Source organism: Streptomyces liliifuscus (genome assembly GCF_016598615.1).
Taxonomy (GTDB): Bacteria; Actinomycetota; Actinomycetes; order Streptomycetales; family Streptomycetaceae; genus Streptomyces; species Streptomyces liliifuscus.
Genome location: NZ_CP066831.1, coordinates 2,249,861 through 2,268,972 on the forward strand (window position 1 = coordinate 2,249,861; position 19,112 = coordinate 2,268,972).

Consider the following 19,112-nt stretch of genomic DNA (forward strand, 5'->3'; position numbering starts at 1 on the left):
CGCGGGCGCTTCCACGTTCGCAAACTTCAACTACAACCACTCCCTACAACGTCCGGGATGTCGGCAACGTTCCCGGTCGGGCCCCGGACGGCCCTGTGACGCCCCGGCGGGCGGGCTCCGGGGTGTGGGATGCGGCACGTGGCGGGTCCGGAGGGGAGTACGGTTGGAGGACCGAGCGCACCTCGCATGCCGTCATCCGTTTCGGCGTCGCCCTCGGGGAACGGCACAGGCCGGCGCACCTCGGATCCGGCCGGAAATGGGCCGCACATGCATTCTGGCTCGTACCGTCTCGCCGCCTTCCGTATCCGTTCCCGCGCAGCGCGGTAGCGAATTTCCCGCCCACCGGGATGCCTCCGAGGCATTTCGGCGTCCTTCGCACGGCTCTGAACCGATCAAGAGGATGCGGATACATGTATTCACAGGACTCGATCTCCGGCCACCGCCGCGGCCGTCCCGAACCGACCGCCGAGATGCTCTCCGGGCTGGCCTGTCTCATCTGCGGTACCGACTACCGCAACGCGCCCGACCCGGAGGCGGTGGTGGTCTCCCACCGCGACGGCAAGCAGCTGCTCGCCTGCCACGGGACGTGTGCGCGCATGGCGTGCGGGTCGGTGAACGGTCTGGACGAGGCGCCGCTCCCGCTGACCGAGCGCGTCCGCGGGCACCGGCCCGGCGGCTCCTGACCGGAGACCGGACAGCCGCACGCAGCACGCAGCACGCAGCACGACGAGAACGATCTGGCGCGAACGCCATGACACGAACGAAATGATGATGAGGAAGCGCATGAGCCTGCTGAGTCTCGGAGTACTCGCCTCCTCCCACAAGGAAAACGAGTTCCGCCTGCCGTTGCACCCGGCCCACCTCGGCCGGATCGCACCCGACGTACGCGAGAAGATCTTCCTCGAACAGGGCTACGGCGAACGGTTCGGCGTCGCGGACGATGCGCTGCGGCCCCAGGTGGCGGGCCTGCTCCCCCGCGAGCAACTCCTCGACGAGTGCGATGTGTTGCTGCTGCCCAAGCCGATGCACGACGACGTCGCCGCACTGCGCCAGGGCCAGGTGCTGTGGGGATGGCCGCACTGCGTCCAGGACGAGACGATGACCCAGCTCGGCATCGACCGCCAGCTGACGCTCATCGCCTGGGAGGCCATGAACCACTGGACGTCCACGGGCGCCTTCAGTGTCCATGTGTTCCACAAGAACAACGAGCTCGCGGGCTACTGCTCGGTGCTGCACGCCCTGCAGCTCGGCGGGCTGACCGGCAGCTACGGGCGGCGGATGCGCGCGGTGGTCATCAGCTTCGGCGCCACGGCACGCGGAGCGGTCACGGGTCTGGGCGCCATGGGGGTCTCCGACGTCACGGTGCTCACCCAGCGCGCCGCGGCGGCGGTTGCCTCGCCCATGCCGTCCGTCGTGATGGGCCACTTCGAGGAGCGTGCGGACGATCCCACGCGACTGCAGGCGCTCACCGGGCTCGGCCCCGTACCGCTCGCGGAGTACCTGTCCGGCTTCGACATCATCGTCAACTGCATCCGGCAGGACACCGACGCGCCGCTGACGTTCGTCACCGACGAGGAGCTGGCCCTGTTCAAGCCGGGGACCTTCTTCGTCGACGTCGCCTGCGACGAGGGCATGGGCTTCACCTGGGCCCGCCCGACGACCTTCGGCGATCCGATGCCCACGGTCGGTCCCGGCTGCCACTACTACGGGGTGGACCACAGCCCGTCCCACCTGTGGAACTCGGCCACGTGGGAGATCAGTGAGGCGCTCCTCCCCTATCTGCGCAAGGTGATGAGCGGGCCCGCCGCATGGGAGGCGGACGCCACGATCAGCAACGCCATCGAGATCCGCGACGGCGTCGTCCTGAACCCGAAGATCCTCTCGTTCCAGCACCGGGCGGCGGAGTTCCCCCACACCCGCGAGATGCCGGACCCGGTCCTCGCCCCGGCGCTGCGCTCCTCCGCACAGCCGGTCTGACCCACCTCCGGCCGTCCGGCGCGACACATCTCCGGCCGTCCGGCGCGACACATGTCCGGTCGGCCGGACCGGCGCTCCCCGAACCGGGCAGGTCACTTCCCGGGCGGGAGCGTCACCGGCCGGTCGTCCCGCAGTTCCGCGAAGAGCTGCTGGGCCCGACGGTCGTCCCACTTCACGGCGCTGCCCTTTGAGGTGGCGAAGCCCGGGTCGGAGACGGGCACGTTGATCTGCCTGCCGTTGCCCGCCGAGACACTCTGCATCGCCTGGAACAGCGACATGAGGTCCCGCAGGCCCGTGTCCTTGTCGACCACGAGCGTGTCGAGGCCCGCGCCGAGTGTCGGGAAGGACCTGGACGGGTTGAGGAGCGTGCCCGGGGTGACCGCCTTCTTGGCGAGCGCGGTCAGGAACTTCTGCTGGTTGCGGGTGCGGCCCAGGTCGCCCTCGGCCTCCTGCTTGCGCTGCCGGACGAACGCCAGCGCCTCGGCGCCGTCGAGGGTCTGGCAGCCCTGGCGCAGGTCCGCGCCGGACTTCTCGTCCTTGACGGCACGGTCCAGGCACATGTCCACACCGCCGACCGCGTCCACCACCCCGACGAAGCCCGCGAAGCCGATCTCCGCGTAGTGGTCGATGTGCAGCCCGGTGTTGCGTTCCACGGCCCGCACGAGCAGGTCGGGGCCACCCAGCGAGAACGCCGCGTTCAGCTTGTTCGGCTCGGCACGATAGCTCCTGCCGGTCTCGGGGCGGACGTACGGCGGGACCGTCACCCACGAGTCGCGCGGCAGGCTCATCATCGTGGTGCCGTTCGCGCCGGTGTGCAGCAGGATCATCGAGTCGGTGCGGCGGCCCTCGGCCGAGCCGGTGCGCAGGCTCTTCCTGGCCTGCTCGGACAGACCGGCGCGGCTGTCGGAGCCCACGATCAGGTAGTTGGTGCCCTTTCCCTCCTGCGGGCGGTCCCGCAGCGCACCGAGGTCGACCTCCTGGTCGAGCTTGGTGTCGGCCCACACATACGTCCCGGCGGCGGACGCCACCAGCGCGACGACCAGGAGGATCGCGAGCCTCGTGACCTTGCGGCGCCGGGTGGGGGGCGGCTTGGGAGACCTGCCGCCTCCCTCGCCCCCCGGCGGCCGGCGTCCGTGCCCGGTGCGTCCCGGGGTGGCGGGTGAGGGCATGCCCGGCAGTGGTGCCGTACGTGTCGAGGGCGGGGACGCGTTTCCGCGTGCCACCCGGCCCGTGACGGCACTGGGCGGTCGAGTCGCTCCACCGCTCCGGTCGTAGCCCACCGGCAGGTCGGTCCCTTCGCTCATCGGCCTGTCCAGTCCCTCACCACATGGGGTCATCTCGTCGGCACGCTCTTATACGGCGTCGGACCCTCGATCTGTTCAGCGGCCGTGCCCGAACGCTTCATCCGCTGCCACTTCAGCCGGCTGCCGAGGAGCACGGCGACCACGGACTGGATGACGACCAGGTACATCAGCTGCCGGTAGACGACGAGTTGGAACGGCATCCACCACAAGGTCCGTACGCGCTCGCCGTCGAGCTTCAACGCGTAACCGGCACAGACCAGTTGGACGCCCATGAAGCCGAACCACACCCCGGCCGACGTGAGCGGGTCGAGGAACAGCACGCCGTACAGGGCGAATACATCGATGACCGGCGCGAGCAGCGGCAGGGCGACCTGAAAGAGCGCGAGGTAGGTGAGTCCGCGCCGGCCGAAGCGTCCCGCGACGCCCATCTCCAGGACGGCACCGCGGTGCTTCCACATCGACTGGATCGTGCCGAAGCACCAGCGGTAGCGCTGACGCCACAACTGCCGCAGCGAGGTGGGCACTTCGGTCCAGGCGACGGCGGACTCCTCGTAGAGCACCCGCCAGCCCGCCCGCCACAGGGCCATCGTCAGGTCGGTGTCCTCGGCGAGGGTGTCGTCGCTGACCCCGCCGACGCCGATGAGCGCGTCCCGGCGGAACGCCCCGATGGCGCCGGGGACGGTGGTCATGCACTCCAGCACCTCGAACATCCGGCGGTCGAGGTTGAAGCCGAAGCAGTACTCCAGGTGCTGCCACTTGGCGAGCAGGCCCCGCCGGTTGCCGACCTTCGTGTTGCCGCTGACCGCGCCCACGGCGGGGTGCGCGAGCGGCTGGACCAGGTGGTGGATGGCGTCCGGTTCGAAGACGGTGTCGGCGTCGACCATGACCAGGATGTCGTGACTCGCGTGTGCCAGACCGGTGTTGAGGGCCTCGGCCTTGCCCCCGTTGGGCTTGCGGACCACCAGCACGCGCGGATCCTCGATGCCTTCGGCGAGTTCGGCCGTACGGTCCGTGGAGCCGTCGTCGATGACGATGATCTGCAGTTGCGGATAGTCGGAGGCGAGCAGCGAACGGACGGTGGACTCGATCCCGGCCTCTTCGTTGTAGGCGGGCACGAGCACCGACACCGGTTCGGTGACCTCCCGCAGCCAGGGCGCGCCGGGCCGGGAGCGTTCGAGCCGGCGGACGTGCGCCCGGGCGAAGACGACGAGCAGCACAAGGCGCAGCACCCCGAGAGCACCCGCGATACCGAGTATCCAGGTCATCGCGTTCGAGAACGCGCGCCCGAGGGTGGTGGCCCAGACGAGGGCCGTACCGCGCCATCGCTCCACGGCCGAGACCGGCTCGTACGGGGTCAGGCGGAGGCCGGCCGAGACGGTGGTGAAGCGGTCGACGCCCGGGTTCTTGAGCAGCTTCTCCGTCTCCCGGTACGCGGTCGCCGTCTGGCTGAGCTGTCGGACCAGGCCCTGAGCCGGTTTCCGGGACCCCTTGTCGGCGGCGACGAGGACGTATCCCTGGGCGGCGGCGCGCCGCGCGGCGGTCCACTCGCGGCCGCAGAGGGTGTCGGGCGAGGTGGTCCGCGGCATCCGCAGCAGATTGGTGCGGATGCCGGTGGTGCCCGCCAACGCGGCCTGGGTCAGGTCCAGTTCGGCGGCGAAGCGGACGGACGACGCCTCACCGAGGGCGCCCCCGGTGTAGGTGTTCGAGCCGATCTCGTGTCCCTCGGCGCGGATCCGCCGCACCAGGTCCGGATGGCGGGCCGCCTGGGAGCCGAAGAGGAAGAAGGTGGCGCGGGCCCGGTGCTGTCGCAGCAGGTCGAGCAGGCGCGGGGTCCACACGGGATCGGGGCCGCCGTCGAAGGTGAGCGCGACGGTGCGGGCGGGCATCGAGCCGGTCTGTATCCCGTTGCCGTTGATCCCCACCACGGGACCGCCGGCGGCCACGGCATCGGGTGCGGGTGAGGTGCACGCGGACTTCGTCGTCGCGGCGTCCACCTCGTGGTTCGTCCAGCCCTCGAAGAGCAGGGCCGCGAACATGGCGGGCAGGACGAGGATCAGTAGCAGCCAGTGTGCGCGGGGGTCACGGGACTGCTTGTGCCGAGCCTTCACGGGCCGTCGTCCCCCCTCTCGGCGGGTATGCGGTACGGCTCGCGAGCGGTGTGTCCGGCGTGCTCCCCCGGCAGGTCGAGGCGCGTCCGGCCGCCTCGGGGGTCCATGTGCCGGGTCGTTCTTCTCCAGCCGTGAACGTCGGCGCGCGATGCGCGAGGGGATGTCGTCTTCCACTGCCGGATGGGGCTGGCGCTACGCATGGGGCGCGAGTCTAGTCACAGCTTTGCGACTGCACGGCCGCAACAGCGAGCCTCACAGAAAAGCGGCGAATCCTGTCACGACCGTGAGCGCGCCCCGCCCGACCTTCGTCAAGAGGCAAGCGGGGCAAGCGTTTTCGGGAGGTGCCGGGCGTCGGGCTTTCTCCTCCAGGGTGTGCCGCACGAGTCGAACAGACATGGGTGGGGGAGCCGGGTGAGACGTGGCACGCCCCGCCCCGCGGCCGAGGTGGCGAACCGGGGTTCCTCGGTGACGCGACCGCCCTTGTCAGTGGCCGGCCTTAGCGTGGCCGCGTGACATCACTCATACATTCGTACACCTACTTACAACCCTCGGCCGTCAGCGAGTCCGCGGCCGGACGCACCCTCGCGCTGGAGACCTCGGGCGGCGCGACCCCGGCAGGCGAGGTCGCCAACCCGCGGTTCTTCCACGGGTTCCTGACCGCGCCGGCCGCCGCCGCGGCGGCGCTGCTGACGGTCGCCGACGTGGCGGCCACCCGCTACTACCAGCCGACGGCGTCCGCCTCGCTGGACCCGGTGGTGACGGCCGACGGAGACCGGCTGCGGATGGAGTCCTTCTCCGGCTGCTGCGGGGTGTACGCGCGCCTCGACGTCCTCGCTCCCGGTCTCGACGGTGACGACGTCGGCCACGGGACCACCAACGTCGACATCAACTCCCCGCTCCGCAGGGCCCTCGCCAGGATCGGCGGACTCGACCCCCTGCAACTGACCGTCGGACCGGGCAAGTTGGAGGTCACGACACTCGACGGACAGTTCGTGGAGAAGCAAGTCCCGCTGCCCGAACGCTGGTTACGTGGTTTCGCCGAGGCCCAGGTGCTCGCGGCGGGCTTCACCCTGCGCGCGGAGATCCCGGCGACGGAGGCGTCCGCCTTCGTGCGGACACTGCCACGCCCCACCCTCCGGTCCAGTGCCCGTACGACGCGTTGGGTGGTGCCCGTGGGCGGCCGCACCCTGCGCCCGACGAGCCGACCGTCACCGGACGCCGTGTGCCTGCCGGGCCCCGAACGACTGCCGGCGCTCCAGCAGGTGCTGCGCCACGCGACGACCGTGCGGGTGTACGCCCCGGTCCGCGCGGAGTCCGATGCGGCAGCCGTCGTCTGGGAGGTGCAACTGCCGGGAATGCGGCTGACGTTGATGCTCTCCCAGAACGCCTCGCGGGGGTTCTCCGGCGAAGGCGGCGTACTGCACGATCTCGCCACGGGTGCGGCGGCGGACGACGCGGACCTGGTCTCCGCGCTGCTGGCCTGGGAGCCGAGGATCGACGTGGACGAGCTGTCCAGGCAGGCCCGCCTGCCCGCCGAGCGGGTGCGCGCCGCGCTGACGGTGCTGGGGACCTCCGGACAGATCGGCTACGACCTCGCGGAGGAGGCTCACTTCCATCGGCACCTGCCGTTCTCGGCGGGCGGTGCGGAGGCACGCAATCCCCGGCTGCGCGGTGCGCGGGCGCTGGTCGCGGAGGGGGCGGTCCGCCTCGACGGCGCCCTTGCGCGGGTCGGGAAGGGCGATCACGTCCATGTGGTCCGCGCCGACGACACGGGACGACTGAGCTGCACCTGTCTGTGGTGGGCGAAGTACCGGGGAGGACGCGGCCCGTGCAAGCACGCGCTCGCGGTGAGCATGGTCAGGGACACGACGACGAAGGCGGCACGATGAAGCTGATCGAGCTCGTGGAAGCCGGCGACGTCGCCGGAGTGGTGCGGGAACTGGGTGCGCTGACGCCGGATCAGCGAGGGGCGTGCGCCACCGAGTTGACAGCCCACTTCGAGGTCATCGCCCGGCGTGAGAGCACGGAGGCGCAGAGGATCGCCATGTTCGCCGCCCGACTGGGGTGTCAGGTCACCCCCGAGGCCACGGCGGCCTGGATCCGGTCGTACGCGTACTTCACGATGGACGCCTGGACCGTGGACCTCCTGGACCTGTACCCAGTCGCATGGCGGACCGAGTTGGTCGCGCAGCTCGGCGAACGGGCGACGACCGCCGGCGCGGTGTTCGCGGTCACCGAGCACCTCGTCCGCGACACCGGCTGTCCGCTGCCGACCTCGCACGAGTTCGTCCTGGCGTGGCTGTACGACCGCGCCGACAGCCCGGAGCGGCAGCCGCGGGTGCTGGGCGGAGCACCCGGTACCGACTTCCTGGAGCGGCTGCGCGGAGACGACTTCACCCCGAAGCTCCTTCCACTGGCCGTGGCCCGACCAGGGCGCCTCGTCTTCGCCCCGCACACGTCGGAACGGCCGCTGGAAGCGCTCGTCGGCCTCGCTGCCGAAGGCGTCGTCGACCGTGCCGAGCTGATCCACAACCTCTTCGCGGACATGGTCGGCGATCCGCCGCACGGGGCGCAGGCGGTGGTCACGCTGGAAGCACTCGCGCTCACCCCTGCCGAACACGCCGCGGTGGCCCGCGAACGCACCGCGCTGGTCGAGCATCTTCTCGGGCGTCTCCTCGAAGACGGTACGCGCATGGAGATCGCGCCCTTCATGGTGTTCCTGCGGGCCTTGGCCCCCACACCGGCCGAAAAGGCGCTCGTGGTGCGGGACTACCTGGCGTTGCTCGACCGGTCGTTGCCCGTCGCCACGTACGCCCAGGAAATGCTGATCGGGCTGGACGAAGCGGGGCTGCTGGAGCCCGAGTTGTTCACCGAGGCGTGCGAACGGGTCCTGCTCCGACCGGAGAAGAAGCTGGTGCGCGCCCAACTCGGGTGGCTCGACCGGGTGGTGCGGCGGGATCCGGCGCGGGCAGGCCGTGCTCTGGTCGACGCGGCGGCGACGTTCGGTCACCGGGAGATGACGCTGCAGGAGCAGGCGCTCAAGCTGATCGCAAAACACCTCAAGGCCGCCGACGACTCGGTGCTGCGGGAGCTGCGGACGGCCGCCGAACAGCTCAGCCCGGGGCTGTCGGCGCGAGCCGCCGAACTGTTCGGCACACCCCGACAGCCCGGCGCACCGCAGGACGCCGGCACCGAGCAGCCGTACGCCGACGTACTGCCCGCCGTGCCCGAGCCGCGCCCGGTGCCGGGCCCCATCGCGACGGCCGTCGAGGTCGCGCAGGAGGTCGCGGCGGTCGTCGCGAACGACCAGGACGTGGTGGCGTTCGAGCGCGCCCTGGACGGACTGGTCCGGCACGCCCACCTCGACCGAACCGCACTGGCCGAGGTACTGAAGCCGGTCATGCGCACGGAACCGAAGAGCAATGTCGACTGGGTGCAGTCCGACCTCTACGACGTGGCGCGCGCGCTGCGCGGCGACGAGCCGAGAAGCCGCGTCGCCATCATGCACCGGGCCGTCCACATCAACCGGACCGCCCCGAGCCGCAGCTACTCGCTGGCCGGCTCGATGCTCGCGGCACGCCTGGCCGAGGCGATGGAGGTCATCGAGTCCGGCACCCAGCCGTTCCTGCTGGCCGTGCCGACCTTCGCCACCGGCGCGCTGGACGCCGCCGTACTGGTGGAGCGGATCTCGGCGCTCGACGAGCTCGGTGTCACCCCCGCGCCCGTCGACCTGGCACAGGCTCTGCTGCGGGTCACGCCGACAGCGGACCAACAGGTGCTCCGCGCGGCCGAGTCACTCGCCTCCGACGCCGGACGACGGCTGGCCCGCTGGCTGCGCGAGGGCGGCCCGGCACACCAGGACTCGGAGCCGAAGGGGTGGCCCCACTGCAAGCCGCCGAAGCCCGCGTCGCAGGGGTGGTGGACACCCGCATACCCCGGAGTCGACATCGATCCCCCGCTCCCGCGGGTCGCCGCGGCCCTGATCGGGCCGTACGTCGGCAACTCGGGCCTGTCCGACCCGATGGCACCCTTCTGGGTGGCCCAACTGCCGCATCACCGCGACGAGTTGATGGCACGCGACTACTTCGAGCCGCGCATGTCCCACCGTGGGTGGCCCCGCAACCTGCCGTATGTCGCGGAGTCCGGCGGGCCGGCGGGTTACGCCGTGCACCTCGCCCTCGCGTTCGGACTGCTCCAGCAGATTGACGGCGACGCGGTGGTGGACGCCATGCTGGTACTCGCCGCACGGAAGCAGCTGGACACGGACCTGCTCGGACGGCAGTCGGAGGCGCTGCTGAACCACGGGTTGTCCAACGCGGACAAGGCAAGCGGCTCGCTGCGAGCCGCCGCCGAGACGGGCGCGTACGCCACCGTGTGGTCCGTACTCCGAGCCGCCCTGCCCGGTCTCCTGGGCGACACCCAGGTCCGGGGCACGGCAGCTCTGCTGGCACTCGCCGTCGAGTGCGCTTCCCGGTGTGGCGCCAAGGGAGAGATCGCCGAGGTCACGGCGCTGGCCGACCGCAAGGGATCGAGCCAGGCGGTGAAGAACGCGCGGTTGCTGCGCGACGCGTTGCGCTGACGAGGACGCCGGTACGCGCCCGCCGGGTCCGATGGATCCGGCGGAGTGACGGTCCCGCCCGCGTACGGGCAGGACCGTCGTTGCGGGCGGGACCGTCGTCGCGGGCAGGACCGTCGTCGCGGGCAGGACCGTCGTCGCGGGCGGGACCGGACCGCGGCTCCGGCTACCGGCGAGGTGTCCCGTCGGCAACCGAACTCATGCCGAAGCCTCCGCCGATGCCGACACCGTTGCCGGAGCGGGGGCGTAGCCGGTGGGCCGGGTGGTGAAGACTCCCCGGCCCTGCGTCCGGCTGCGCAGCCGGGTCGCGTAGCCGAACAGCTCGGCCAGGGGCACGGTGGCGGTGAGCACCGCCGTGCCCGCTCCCGTTCCCGCTCCCCCGCGCGTGGTCGAGTCGGTGACCCGTCCGCGCCGCGCCGCCAGGTCGCCGAGCACCCCGCCGAGGAAGTCCTCGGGCACGGTGACCGTGACCTCGACCACCGGTTCCAGGAGGACCATCGCGCAGGCGCGCAGTGCCTCCCGGAGCGCCTGCCGTCCGGCCGTCCGGAACGCCATCTCCGAAGAGTCCTTCGAATGGGTCGCGCCGTCGGTCAGGACCACCCGCAGCCCGGTCACCTGATGACCGCCGAGCGGCCCTTCGCCCAGCGCGTCCCGGCAACCGGCCTCCACCGCCCGCACATACTCCTGCGGTACACGTCCGCCGACGACGACCGACCGGAACTCGAAGCCCGTCGCACTGTCACCGGCCGCGTCCGAGGCGTCCGGCAGGGGTTCCACGTCGAGGACGACATGCGCGAACTGCCCCGCGCCGCCGTCCTGTTTGACGTGCCGGTGGACGTGTCCCGTGACCCCACGTACGACGGTCTCCCGGTACGCCACCTTCGGCCGGCCGACCCGGACGTCCAGCTCGTGGGCGCGCCGGATCTTCTCCACCGCCACCTCCAGATGCAGTTCGCCCATGCCGGACAGCAGTGTCTGTCCGGTCTCGGGGTCGGTCCGGACGACCAGCGAGGGGTCCTCCTCGACCAGCCGCGCCAACGCCGACACCAGACGGTCCGTGTCCGTACGGGCACGGGCCTCGACCGCCACGGAGACGACCGGCTCGGCCGTGGTCGGCGGTTCGAGGACCAGCGGGGCTCCGGGCGCGCACACGGTCGCACCGGCGCGGGCCGTCTTCAGCCCGACCACCGCGACGATGTCCCCGGCCACCGCCCGGTCCAACTGGGCGTGCCGGTCGGCCTGGACGCGCAGGATCCGCCCGATCCGCTCGGTACGCGGCGCGCCGGCGTCCCACACGGTCACAGCTTCTCCCTTCCGGATCGTTCCCGAGTACACCCGCAGACAGGTCAGCCGCCCGGTGGCCGTGGCGTTCACCTTGAACGCCAGTGCCGCGAACGGCGCCGCGGGGTCGGCAGCCCGCTCCTCCTCTCCTCCGTCCCCGTCCCGGACACCGCGCACGGCGGGTACGTCCAACGGCGAGGGCAGGTAGGCCACCACGGCGTCCAGCAGCGGCTCGATCCCCCGGTTGCGGTAGGCCGAGCCGCACAGCACGACCACCCCGTCACCGGTACGGGTCAGGTCGCGCAGCGCGCCTTCGAGGGTCCGCGCGGAGACGGCCGACTCCGCGCAGAACTCCTCCAGCGCTCCGGGATGAAGTTCGGCAACCGCTTCTTCCAGCACTCGACGCCGCCGCTGGGCCTCGTCGACCAGCGCATCGGGTACGGGCCTCTCCTCGACCGAGTCACGGCCTTCGGCCCAGACCAACGCCCGCATACGCAGCAGATCGACGACCCCGCCGAACCCGTCCTCGGCGCCGATCGGCAACTGGACGACCAGCGGGGCCGGGTGCAGCCGCTGCCGGATCGACTCGACAGCCGTGTCGAGGTCGGCGCCGGCCCGGTCCAGCTTGTTGACGAAGGCGATGCGCGGAACCCCGTACCGGTCGGCCTGGCGCCATACGGACTCGCTCTGCGGCTCGACGCCCGCGACGGCGTCGAACACCGCGATCGCCCCGTCGAGCACCCGCAGCGAACGTGCGACCTCGTCGGAGAAGTCGACGTGCCCCGGAGTGTCGATGAGGTTGATCCGATGCCCGTCCCAGCCACAACTCACGGCCGCGGCAAAGATGGTGATCCCCCGGTCCCGCTCCTGGGAGTCGAAGTCGGTGACGGTCGTGCCGTCATGGACCTCGCCCCGCTTGTGCGTGGTCCCGGTGACATACAGGATCCGCTCGGTGACGGTGGTCTTCCCGGCGTCCACGTGGGCGAGGATGCCCAGATTGCGGACGGTGGTCAGTGGGTTGACGGGATTTCGGTGGGGTTCGGTACGCACGGCCCATGGCCTTTCAGGATGTTCCAGAAGGGGTCGGCGCAATTCCCTGACGAACGGGCCATGACCTGCGGGCACTCCGGAACCCGCGCGGCCGCAAACCGCAAGCGGACGGGCATGCGGGGCGGGGGTGGGGCGTGCGGAGATCAGGCGTTCGTCAGGGTCATCCGGGGCCGGCCGCGCAGCCGACACCGGACACCCGAAGACACGAGGATCACCTCGTACCGCGACGGGGGAACAACAACAGCGGTGCGGTAACGCATGGCCGGGCTCCCCTCAATTGGTCACGGGACGCGCCACGTTGGTGTGCGGCGCGCGTTGTGGGGCGAGTCTAGGGAACCAGGCGGGGGCGCGGCACCGGGTTTTCCGGGGCTCAGTTCGTCGCCTCGCCCCGCCGCTGTTCCGGACGGGCGGGCGCGATGATGGTGGGGGCGTGGCCGGGCGGTGCGAGGCTGTCCGTGCCGAGCACCTGGCAGCGTGTCAGGCCGTGTCGGGACCACAGGGCCGCCGTCCACGCGCAGAGCAGGGCGTCGATGAGGTCTTCGCGGTGCTTGTAGAGGGCGTCGCGCTCCGGTGAGGGCTCGGTCACGAGTTGCCGGGACACCGGGTGGGAATCGAGGAGCAGCGGCGGATCGGCCTCGGCCAGGCCCGAGAGACGCGCGATCAGTTCGTCGCACGTGGCCGCCCGAGTCGCACGCCACCCCTGCTGCGGTCTCCGTCCCGGCCGCTTGTACCTGGGGCGTTCCTGGCTGTAGCCGAACTCCTCGGCGCCGACCAGGGTCGTGTACGGATAGCACTCGGACATGACCAGGCCGTCGGTCGGGGGCCCGCCCCTGCCGTCGTCGTAGGCCCAGCCGGACTCCTGCAGTCTTTTCCGCAGCAGGACGCCGGCCTGGCGGGGAGAGCCCTGGTTGGTGCTGTTCGCGCTCACCTTCCAACGCCCGTACCGTCGGCCGACGTCACGCTCGCACGGCCGCTGGCCGGCCGGGTTGTCGACGACCAGCGGCGCGTCGACGAAGACCAGGGTCGATCCGTCGACGGCTGTCCCGGCAAGCCACTCCAGCGTCTCCTCGACCCCGCGCGTCCAGCCGCAGTCGATCACCACGCCGCGGCCGTCGACGGCGGCCACCCCGGTCTCGTTGGGCTTGACCCGCGCCCCGCCGTGCGACCAGGCGAGGTCGATACCTATGAACCGCTCCATCCCCATGCGTCGGTGGTACCAGACATCGGACTCCGTCGCGCAGGGCGGCAGGTCCTGGCTAGCCCATCGCCTGGTTGCTGTCCTTGTGACTGCCCCAGCCGTGCCAGCGGTCGATCTCGATCCACGCGCTGATCCGGCGGCGTTTCCGGCTCGTGTACGCGTGGCCCAGGTATTGCGTGGACAGCCGGTCGATGTCGGCCAGGCCCTCGTCGTCGCGCAGTTCGGCGACACGGCCGATGAGGGTCACATGGGTGTACCAGCCGGACTCGTCCAGCACGGTCAGGGTGACCCGCGGGTCGTTGCGGATGTGGTCGAGCCGCTTGCGGCCCTCGTCCATGTTGACCAGCACGCGCCCGTCGTCCCAGAGGTACCAGGTGGCCGCGGACACCGGCTGTCCATCGGACCGGAGGGTGGCGATGACGGCGGGGTTGGGCTTCCTCAGCATGGCGACCACGGCCTCGGGAAGCGGCGGCTTCGACACGAACTCTCCTCTGCGTCATGGCTTCACGTTCCGCACGGCCCCGCCCCGTGCGTCCGGCGTCCGGCGTCCGGCGACTGAAGCTCGTCAACTGGTCCACGGGGGCACACACCCACGCTGCCACATCCCGGGGCCGAAGCCGCGACGCCTCCCGGGGCGCAGGCGGTGGAACCGGCTCGGGGGGCCTCCGATATGCCCGTATGCCCGCCCGCCGTTGTATAACCGGCCCATGATCTACCACGCTGTGACGCTCGGTGACTGGACCGCCCGTCCCGACCAGCCGTACGCCCCCGCCTCCCTCGCGGAGGACGGTTTCGTCCACTGCTCGCCCGACGAGACGACCACGCTGGCCGTGGTCAACGCCTTCTACCGGGACGCGCCGAGGCCCCTGCTGGCACTGCTCCTCGACGAGGACCGGCTCGCCGCGAGGTGCGTATGGGAGGCGCCGGATCCCACCCCGCCGCCGGGGGTCGACGAAGGTGTCCTGTTCCCCCACGTGTTCGGCCCCCTCAACCGCGACGCCGTCGAACGCGTCCTGGAGATCCAGTGGGACGAGGAAGGCCGGGCGACGGGTCTCAAGGACCTGAACTGACGGTCCGTCGAGTCCGCACTCCGGGCGCCCAACATGGCTTTTCCCGGCCCGACTTGGCCTCCCTCGCCCTCACTCGGCCCTACTCACCCTTGAGTTCCGCGATGCCGACAGGGACGCCGGTGGTGACCGACCGGACGGCCGCGAGCGCGATGGACAGTGCGGCCCGGGCGTCCTCGCCGGTGGCGAAGGGGGTGCGACCGGTACGGACGCTGTCGGCGAAGTCGGCGAGTTCGGCCACGTACGCGTCGTGGAACAGGTCCTGGTCGTAGGTGACGCAGTCGGCGGCTGCGCCGTCCGGGCCGTACGAGGTGAGATGGGTGCGGCGGATGTCGCCCATGGTGAGCATGCCGGCGGAGCCGAAGACCTCGCCGCGCACGTCATAGCCGTACACCGCCTGGAAGTTGGCCTCTGCGGTGGCGAGGGCGCCGTTGTCGAAGCGGATCGTGACCACGGCGGTGTCGAGCAGGCCCCGGTCCTTGAAGTCGGGGCGGACCAGGGCGTCGGCCCAGGCGAAGACCTCGACCGGTTCGGCGCCGGGGTTGAGGAAGCGCAGGGCGTCGAAGTCGTGGATCAGGGTTTCGAGGAAGATCGTCCACGGCGGGATACGGGACGGGTCGTCGAGCCTGGGATCCCGGGTGAGTGAGCGCAGCAATTGGGGTGTGCCGATGTCACCGGCGCCGATCTTGTCGTGGGCGGCGCGGAAGCCGGTGTCGTAACGACGGTTGAAGCCCACCTGGAGCGGCACACCCGCGTCGCGAGCCGCGGCGATGGCCCGGTCGGCATCCGCGAGGGTGACGGCCATGGGCTTCTCGCAGTAGACCGCCTTCCCCGCCCGGGCCGCCGCCACGACCAGTTCGGCATGGGTGCGGGCCGGCGTCGCGATCACCACCGCCTCGATCCGCGGGTCGGCGAGGAGTTCGCCGATCTCGGTGTACGCCGTGGGACGGCCGAGTTGGTCCGCGAGCCGGTCCGCCAGTTGGTTCGCGGCGCCCGGCGCCGGGTCGGCGACGGCGGCGAGGCGGACACCGGGGAGGCGGCGGGCGAGCGTCTCGGCGTGGAAGGAGCCCATCCGGCCGGCACCGATGAGGCCGACGGCGAGAGGCTGGTGTGTGGTCATCCGGGTTCTCCGTACGTCTGCGGGGCGGGCGTTGGCGGGAAGGGACGCGTGTGGAATGCGGTGCCACGCGGAACGCGGCCCGTGTGGAATTGCGGCGCCGCCCGGAATCGCAGCGCCGTATGGAATTGCGGCGCCGTCAGGGCGTGAAGGCCGAGCGGAACCTCTCCAGAGCAAGGTCGCTGTCGGTGGAGGCCCATGCCTCCATGGCGACGGTTCCCTCATAGCCGAGGTCGACGAGGGCGCGCGCGACGGCCGGGTAGTTGATCTCCCCCGTCCCCGGTTCGCAGCGGCCGGGAACGTCGGCGACCTGGATCTCGCCGATCAGGCCCAGGCCGTGGGCCCGGCGGACCAGTTCGACGAGGTTCCCCTCGCCGATCTGCGCGTGGTAGAGGTCGAGGTTCATCCGCAGTCCGGGGCGGTCCACGGCGGCGACCAGGGCCAGGGTGTCGGCGGCCTTGGCGAACGGCACCCCTGGGTGGTCCACGGCGGTGTTGAGGTTCTCCAGAGTGAAGGTGATCCCGGCGCTCTCACCCAGCTCGGCGAGGCGGGTGAGCGTACGGTGGGCGGCGATCCACATCTCGCCGGTGGGCTCGCTCGTCACCGGCACCACGGGCAGGCCCTCGCCGTCCAGGCCGGTGCCGTGGAGGTTCAGCCGGGGGCAGCTGAGCTGCTCGGCCGCGCGGACCGACTCCTCGGCGGTACGCAGGAGTTCGGCGGCCCCGTCCTCGTCGGTGAGGCTGCCACGGATGTAGCCGGTCATCGAGGAGAACTCGGCCGGGGTCCGGGCCAGGGCGTCGAGGTCGTGCCGGGTCCAGTCCCAGATCTCGACCTGGAATCCGGCGTCGTGAATGCGACCTGCCCGCTCGGATATCGGCAGGTCCCGGAAGACCATCTCGGCACAGACCGCCAACGTGAACATCGCTGCTCGCCCTCTCTCGGTTCGCCACGGCACCCCCGACTAGAACGTTCTAGGTTCAGTCGGGAGTAGCAGTACGCCAGCCACCGGGGCGCCCTGTCAAGCTCCGGGACGGCCCCGAGCTAGAACGTTGCAGTTCTCTCCGACCAGCACGTTCACTCTTGGTCTACGATCGTCGGCGGAAGCAGACAGCTCGGCGGGGCGCGCCCCTCGACCGAGTCACCCACCTCGACCGGGGAGGCCGGCGATGCCAGCGACCCCCGTGGTCCCCGACGGAAGGCGGCCGACCCTCGCCGATGTGGCGGCACGGGCCGGGGTGTCCACGGCGCTGGTCTCCATCGTGATGCGCGAGGCCAAGGGCGCCAGCGCGGCGACCCGCGAGCGGGTGCTGGAGGCGGCGCGGGAGATCGGCTACCGGCCCGACTCCCGGGCGCGGTTGCTGCGCAGCAACCGCTCGCGTCTGCTCGGGGTGCAGTTCGGCCTCCAGCATCCCTTCCACACCGACCTCGTGGAGGGCATCTACGCGGCGGCCGAGTCCGCCGGCTACCAGGTCGCCCTGAGCGCGGTCGCGCCCAGCCGCAGTGAGCGGCAGGCGGTGGAGACGCTGCTCGGCGACCGGTGCGAGGCCCTGATCCTGCTCGGTCCGCAGGCCCCCGCCGCACGGCTGGCCGAGTTGTCCGCGCACCTGCCGGTGGTCTCCGTGGTGCGGCGGCTGCGGCCGGCCGCCGCCGGGGTGGACGTCGTGCGCACCGCCGACGACGAGGGTGCGCGCCAGGCCGTCGACCACCTGGTGGCCCTCGGCCATCGCGACATCGCCCACATCGACGGCGGAAAGGCACCCGGCGCCGCCGACCGGCGCCGTGGCTACCGCACCGCCATGAACCGCCACGGGCTCGCCGACCGTACGCGCGTTCTGCCCGGTGGCCTGACCGAGGAGGACGGTGCCACGGCCGCCCGCGCGCTCCTCGACGCCCGGCCACGGCCCACCGCCGTGCTCGCCTTCAACGACCGCTGCGCCACGGGCGTCCTCGACGCGTTCCTCCGCGCCCGGGTGGCCGTCCCCGACGAGATCTCCGTGGTCGGCTTCGACAACAGCCACCTCGCCCGCCTCGCCCATATCGACCTCACCACCGTCGGTCAGGACGCCTCCCGCCTCGCCGAACTCGCCGTCGGCCGGGCCGTCGCACGGCTGGAGGGCGAGGAGCCCTCCGGCACGGAGACCGTCATCGCCCCGCACCTCGTGACCCGCGGAACCACCGCGGCACCGCCGCACGGCGTCCGGTCTTCACGGCCGTAGGGAGAGGCGCGGGATACTGGACGGGATACAGGATTTCCTCTGCTTGCGGGGGCCGGTCTCGGTGAACGTGTTCGTCCTCGGCGCGGGCAGCACACCGCTCCCGAACGAGACGTTCCACCTCGCCGGACTCGTTCCCGACCGGGTGCTGCCGGTGCCCGGTCGGTCGGCCTCGGAGTGACTGCCAAGCCAGCAGGAACGGCCGGAGCGGAACGACTCTCCGGTCACCCTTTGGTGCGTGGTGAGGCAGCCGAACGCATCGGTCAGGAATCGAGAAGCGTCTCATCCGGGCCGCGGCTAGCGTGACTGCCATGTGCTTCACCAGTCAGCCAGGATTCCCGCCGCGCTTCGACACGACCGCTTCAGGAGTGACCATGACCAGCTCTGCCACACAAGGAATCAAGACCGTGCTGCATCCCGTGTCCGACCTGGCGTCGGCCAAGGCGGTGTACACCGCGCTGCTCGGAGTGGCGCCGCAGACCGACGAGTCGTACTACGTCGGCTTCGAGGCCGCCGGCCAGCACATCGGGCTGGTGCCGAACGGTGGGCAGCAGGGCATGAGCTCGCCGGTGGTGTACTGGCACGTGCCGGACATCGAGGCGAAGCTGGCCGAGGTGACGGCTGCCGGTGCCACCGTGAAGGAGCCCGCGCACGATGTCGGTGGCGGACGCCTGGTGGCAGCCTTCACCGACCTCGACGGCAATGTCCTCGGACTGCTGCAGGACCGATGAGCGCCGCTCCCCGCAGCCGCGACCGGCGTCGTCGCGACACCGAGCACCGGCTCGCCCACGACGTCGACCTCTGGGTGGCCAGCGCCTCTGCGGACGGTACGCCCTACCTCGTACCGCTGTCCTTCGACTGGGACGGCGAGGCGCTGCTGGTGGCCACGCCGACGAACAGCCCCACCGGCAGGAACCTGGCCGCCACCCGGACCGTTCGGCTGGGCCTCGGCCCGACCCGGGACGTGGTCATGATCGACGGCGAGGTCGAGGTCCTGGAGCTCGACGCGCTGCCGAAGGAGAGGGGTGACCGGTTCGCCGAGCACACCGACTTCGACCCGCGGACGCTGACGACGCCGTACCGCTGGTTCCGTATCTCTCCGCGCCGCATCCAGGCCTGGCGCGAAGTGAACGAACTGGACGACCGCGAGCTGATGCGCGACGGCCGCTGGTCGGTCTGACGCCTCGGCCGGGCGGGCCTCGGGCCACCCCCGCCGACAGC

At 71.3% G+C, this 19,112-nt stretch carries 15 protein-coding genes; 8 read left to right on the forward strand and 7 right to left on the reverse strand.

Annotated features, from left to right (window positions below; translation table 11 throughout):
- Positions 1-410: 410 nt before the first annotated feature.
- Together JEQ17_RS09600 and JEQ17_RS09605 are read left to right on the forward strand one after the other, a co-directional pair.
- Positions 411-683 carry a hypothetical protein gene (locus tag JEQ17_RS09600; protein ID WP_200394834.1) on the forward strand — a complete coding sequence of 91 codons (273 nt, stop codon included), beginning with the start codon at positions 411-413 and terminating at the stop codon, positions 681-683.
- Positions 684-783: 100 nt separating this feature from the next.
- Complete coding sequence (locus JEQ17_RS09605) at positions 784-1,977, forward strand: N(5)-(carboxyethyl)ornithine synthase (protein WP_200394835.1); 1,194 nt, start codon at positions 784-786, stop codon at positions 1,975-1,977.
- A gap of 92 nt (positions 1,978-2,069) precedes the next feature.
- Here the strand turns inward: JEQ17_RS09605 and JEQ17_RS09610 are convergent, their stop codons facing one another.
- Positions 2,070-3,281, reverse strand: a complete 1,212-nt coding sequence (locus JEQ17_RS09610; protein WP_200394836.1) for an LCP family protein — start codon at positions 3,279-3,281, stop codon at positions 2,070-2,072.
- A gap of 29 nt (positions 3,282-3,310) precedes the next feature.
- Positions 3,311-5,317 (reverse strand): glycosyltransferase, encoded by a 2,007-nt coding sequence (locus tag JEQ17_RS09615; RefSeq protein WP_200401405.1) that lies wholly within the window; start codon positions 5,315-5,317, stop codon positions 3,311-3,313.
- Between the two features lie 593 nt (positions 5,318-5,910).
- On the opposite strand from JEQ17_RS09615, the gene JEQ17_RS09620 reads away from it, so the two are divergent.
- The gene (locus JEQ17_RS09620; protein ID WP_200401406.1) at positions 5,911-7,278 is read left to right on the forward strand and encodes an SWIM zinc finger family protein; all 1,368 of its coding nucleotides are present in this window, start codon (positions 5,911-5,913) and stop codon (positions 7,276-7,278) included.
- Positions 7,275-9,968, forward strand: a complete 2,694-nt coding sequence (locus JEQ17_RS09625) for a DUF7824 domain-containing protein (RefSeq protein ID WP_200394837.1) — start codon at positions 7,275-7,277, stop codon at positions 9,966-9,968. Before JEQ17_RS09620 ends, JEQ17_RS09625 begins: the two co-directional genes overlap by 4 nt.
- 195 nt (positions 9,969-10,163) lie before the next feature.
- Here JEQ17_RS09625 and fusA read toward each other — a convergent pair whose 3' ends face one another.
- The 3 genes from fusA to JEQ17_RS09640 form a co-directional block, all read right to left on the reverse strand.
- Entirely contained in the window at positions 10,164-12,296 is a 2,133-nt protein-coding gene (fusA, locus tag JEQ17_RS09630) for an elongation factor G (RefSeq protein ID WP_200394838.1), read from the reverse strand.
- Positions 12,297-12,666: 370 nt separating this feature from the next.
- Positions 12,667-13,500 (reverse strand): DUF429 domain-containing protein, encoded by an 834-nt coding sequence (locus tag JEQ17_RS09635; RefSeq protein WP_200394839.1) that lies wholly within the window; start codon positions 13,498-13,500, stop codon positions 12,667-12,669.
- Between the two features lie 52 nt (positions 13,501-13,552).
- Entirely contained in the window at positions 13,553-13,975 is a 423-nt protein-coding gene (locus JEQ17_RS09640) for a PPOX class F420-dependent oxidoreductase (RefSeq protein ID WP_200394840.1), read from the reverse strand.
- Positions 13,976-14,201: 226 nt separating this feature from the next.
- Between JEQ17_RS09640 and JEQ17_RS09645 the strand changes: the two genes are divergently transcribed.
- A complete protein-coding gene (locus JEQ17_RS09645) occupies positions 14,202-14,564 on the forward strand; it encodes a DUF952 domain-containing protein (RefSeq protein ID WP_200394841.1) in 363 nt (120 codons plus the stop codon).
- Between the two features lie 79 nt (positions 14,565-14,643).
- On the opposite strand, the gene JEQ17_RS09650 is transcribed toward JEQ17_RS09645, so the two are convergent.
- The gene (locus tag JEQ17_RS09650; RefSeq protein ID WP_200394842.1) at positions 14,644-15,681 is read right to left on the reverse strand and encodes a Gfo/Idh/MocA family oxidoreductase; all 1,038 of its coding nucleotides are present in this window, start codon (positions 15,679-15,681) and stop codon (positions 14,644-14,646) included.
- 136 nt (positions 15,682-15,817) lie between these two features.
- The gene (locus tag JEQ17_RS09655; RefSeq protein ID WP_200394843.1) at positions 15,818-16,600 is read right to left on the reverse strand and encodes a TIM barrel protein; all 783 of its coding nucleotides are present in this window, start codon (positions 16,598-16,600) and stop codon (positions 15,818-15,820) included.
- A gap of 244 nt (positions 16,601-16,844) precedes the next feature.
- Here JEQ17_RS09655 and JEQ17_RS09660 point away from each other — a divergent pair, with 244 nt between their 5' ends.
- The 3 genes from JEQ17_RS09660 to JEQ17_RS09670 all read left to right on the forward strand — a co-directional run bounded on the left by JEQ17_RS09660 (position 16,845) and on the right by JEQ17_RS09670 (position 19,071).
- Positions 16,845-17,894 (forward strand): LacI family DNA-binding transcriptional regulator, encoded by a 1,050-nt coding sequence (locus tag JEQ17_RS09660; RefSeq protein WP_200394844.1) that lies wholly within the window; start codon positions 16,845-16,847, stop codon positions 17,892-17,894.
- A 371-nt stretch (positions 17,895-18,265) separates the two neighbouring features.
- Positions 18,266-18,622, forward strand: a complete 357-nt coding sequence (locus JEQ17_RS09665; RefSeq protein WP_200394845.1) for a VOC family protein — start codon at positions 18,266-18,268, stop codon at positions 18,620-18,622.
- Complete coding sequence (locus tag JEQ17_RS09670) at positions 18,619-19,071, forward strand: pyridoxamine 5'-phosphate oxidase family protein (RefSeq protein WP_200394846.1); 453 nt, start codon at positions 18,619-18,621, stop codon at positions 19,069-19,071. Before JEQ17_RS09665 ends, JEQ17_RS09670 begins: the two co-directional genes overlap by 4 nt.
- The last annotated feature ends 41 nt before the right edge of the window (positions 19,072-19,112 follow it).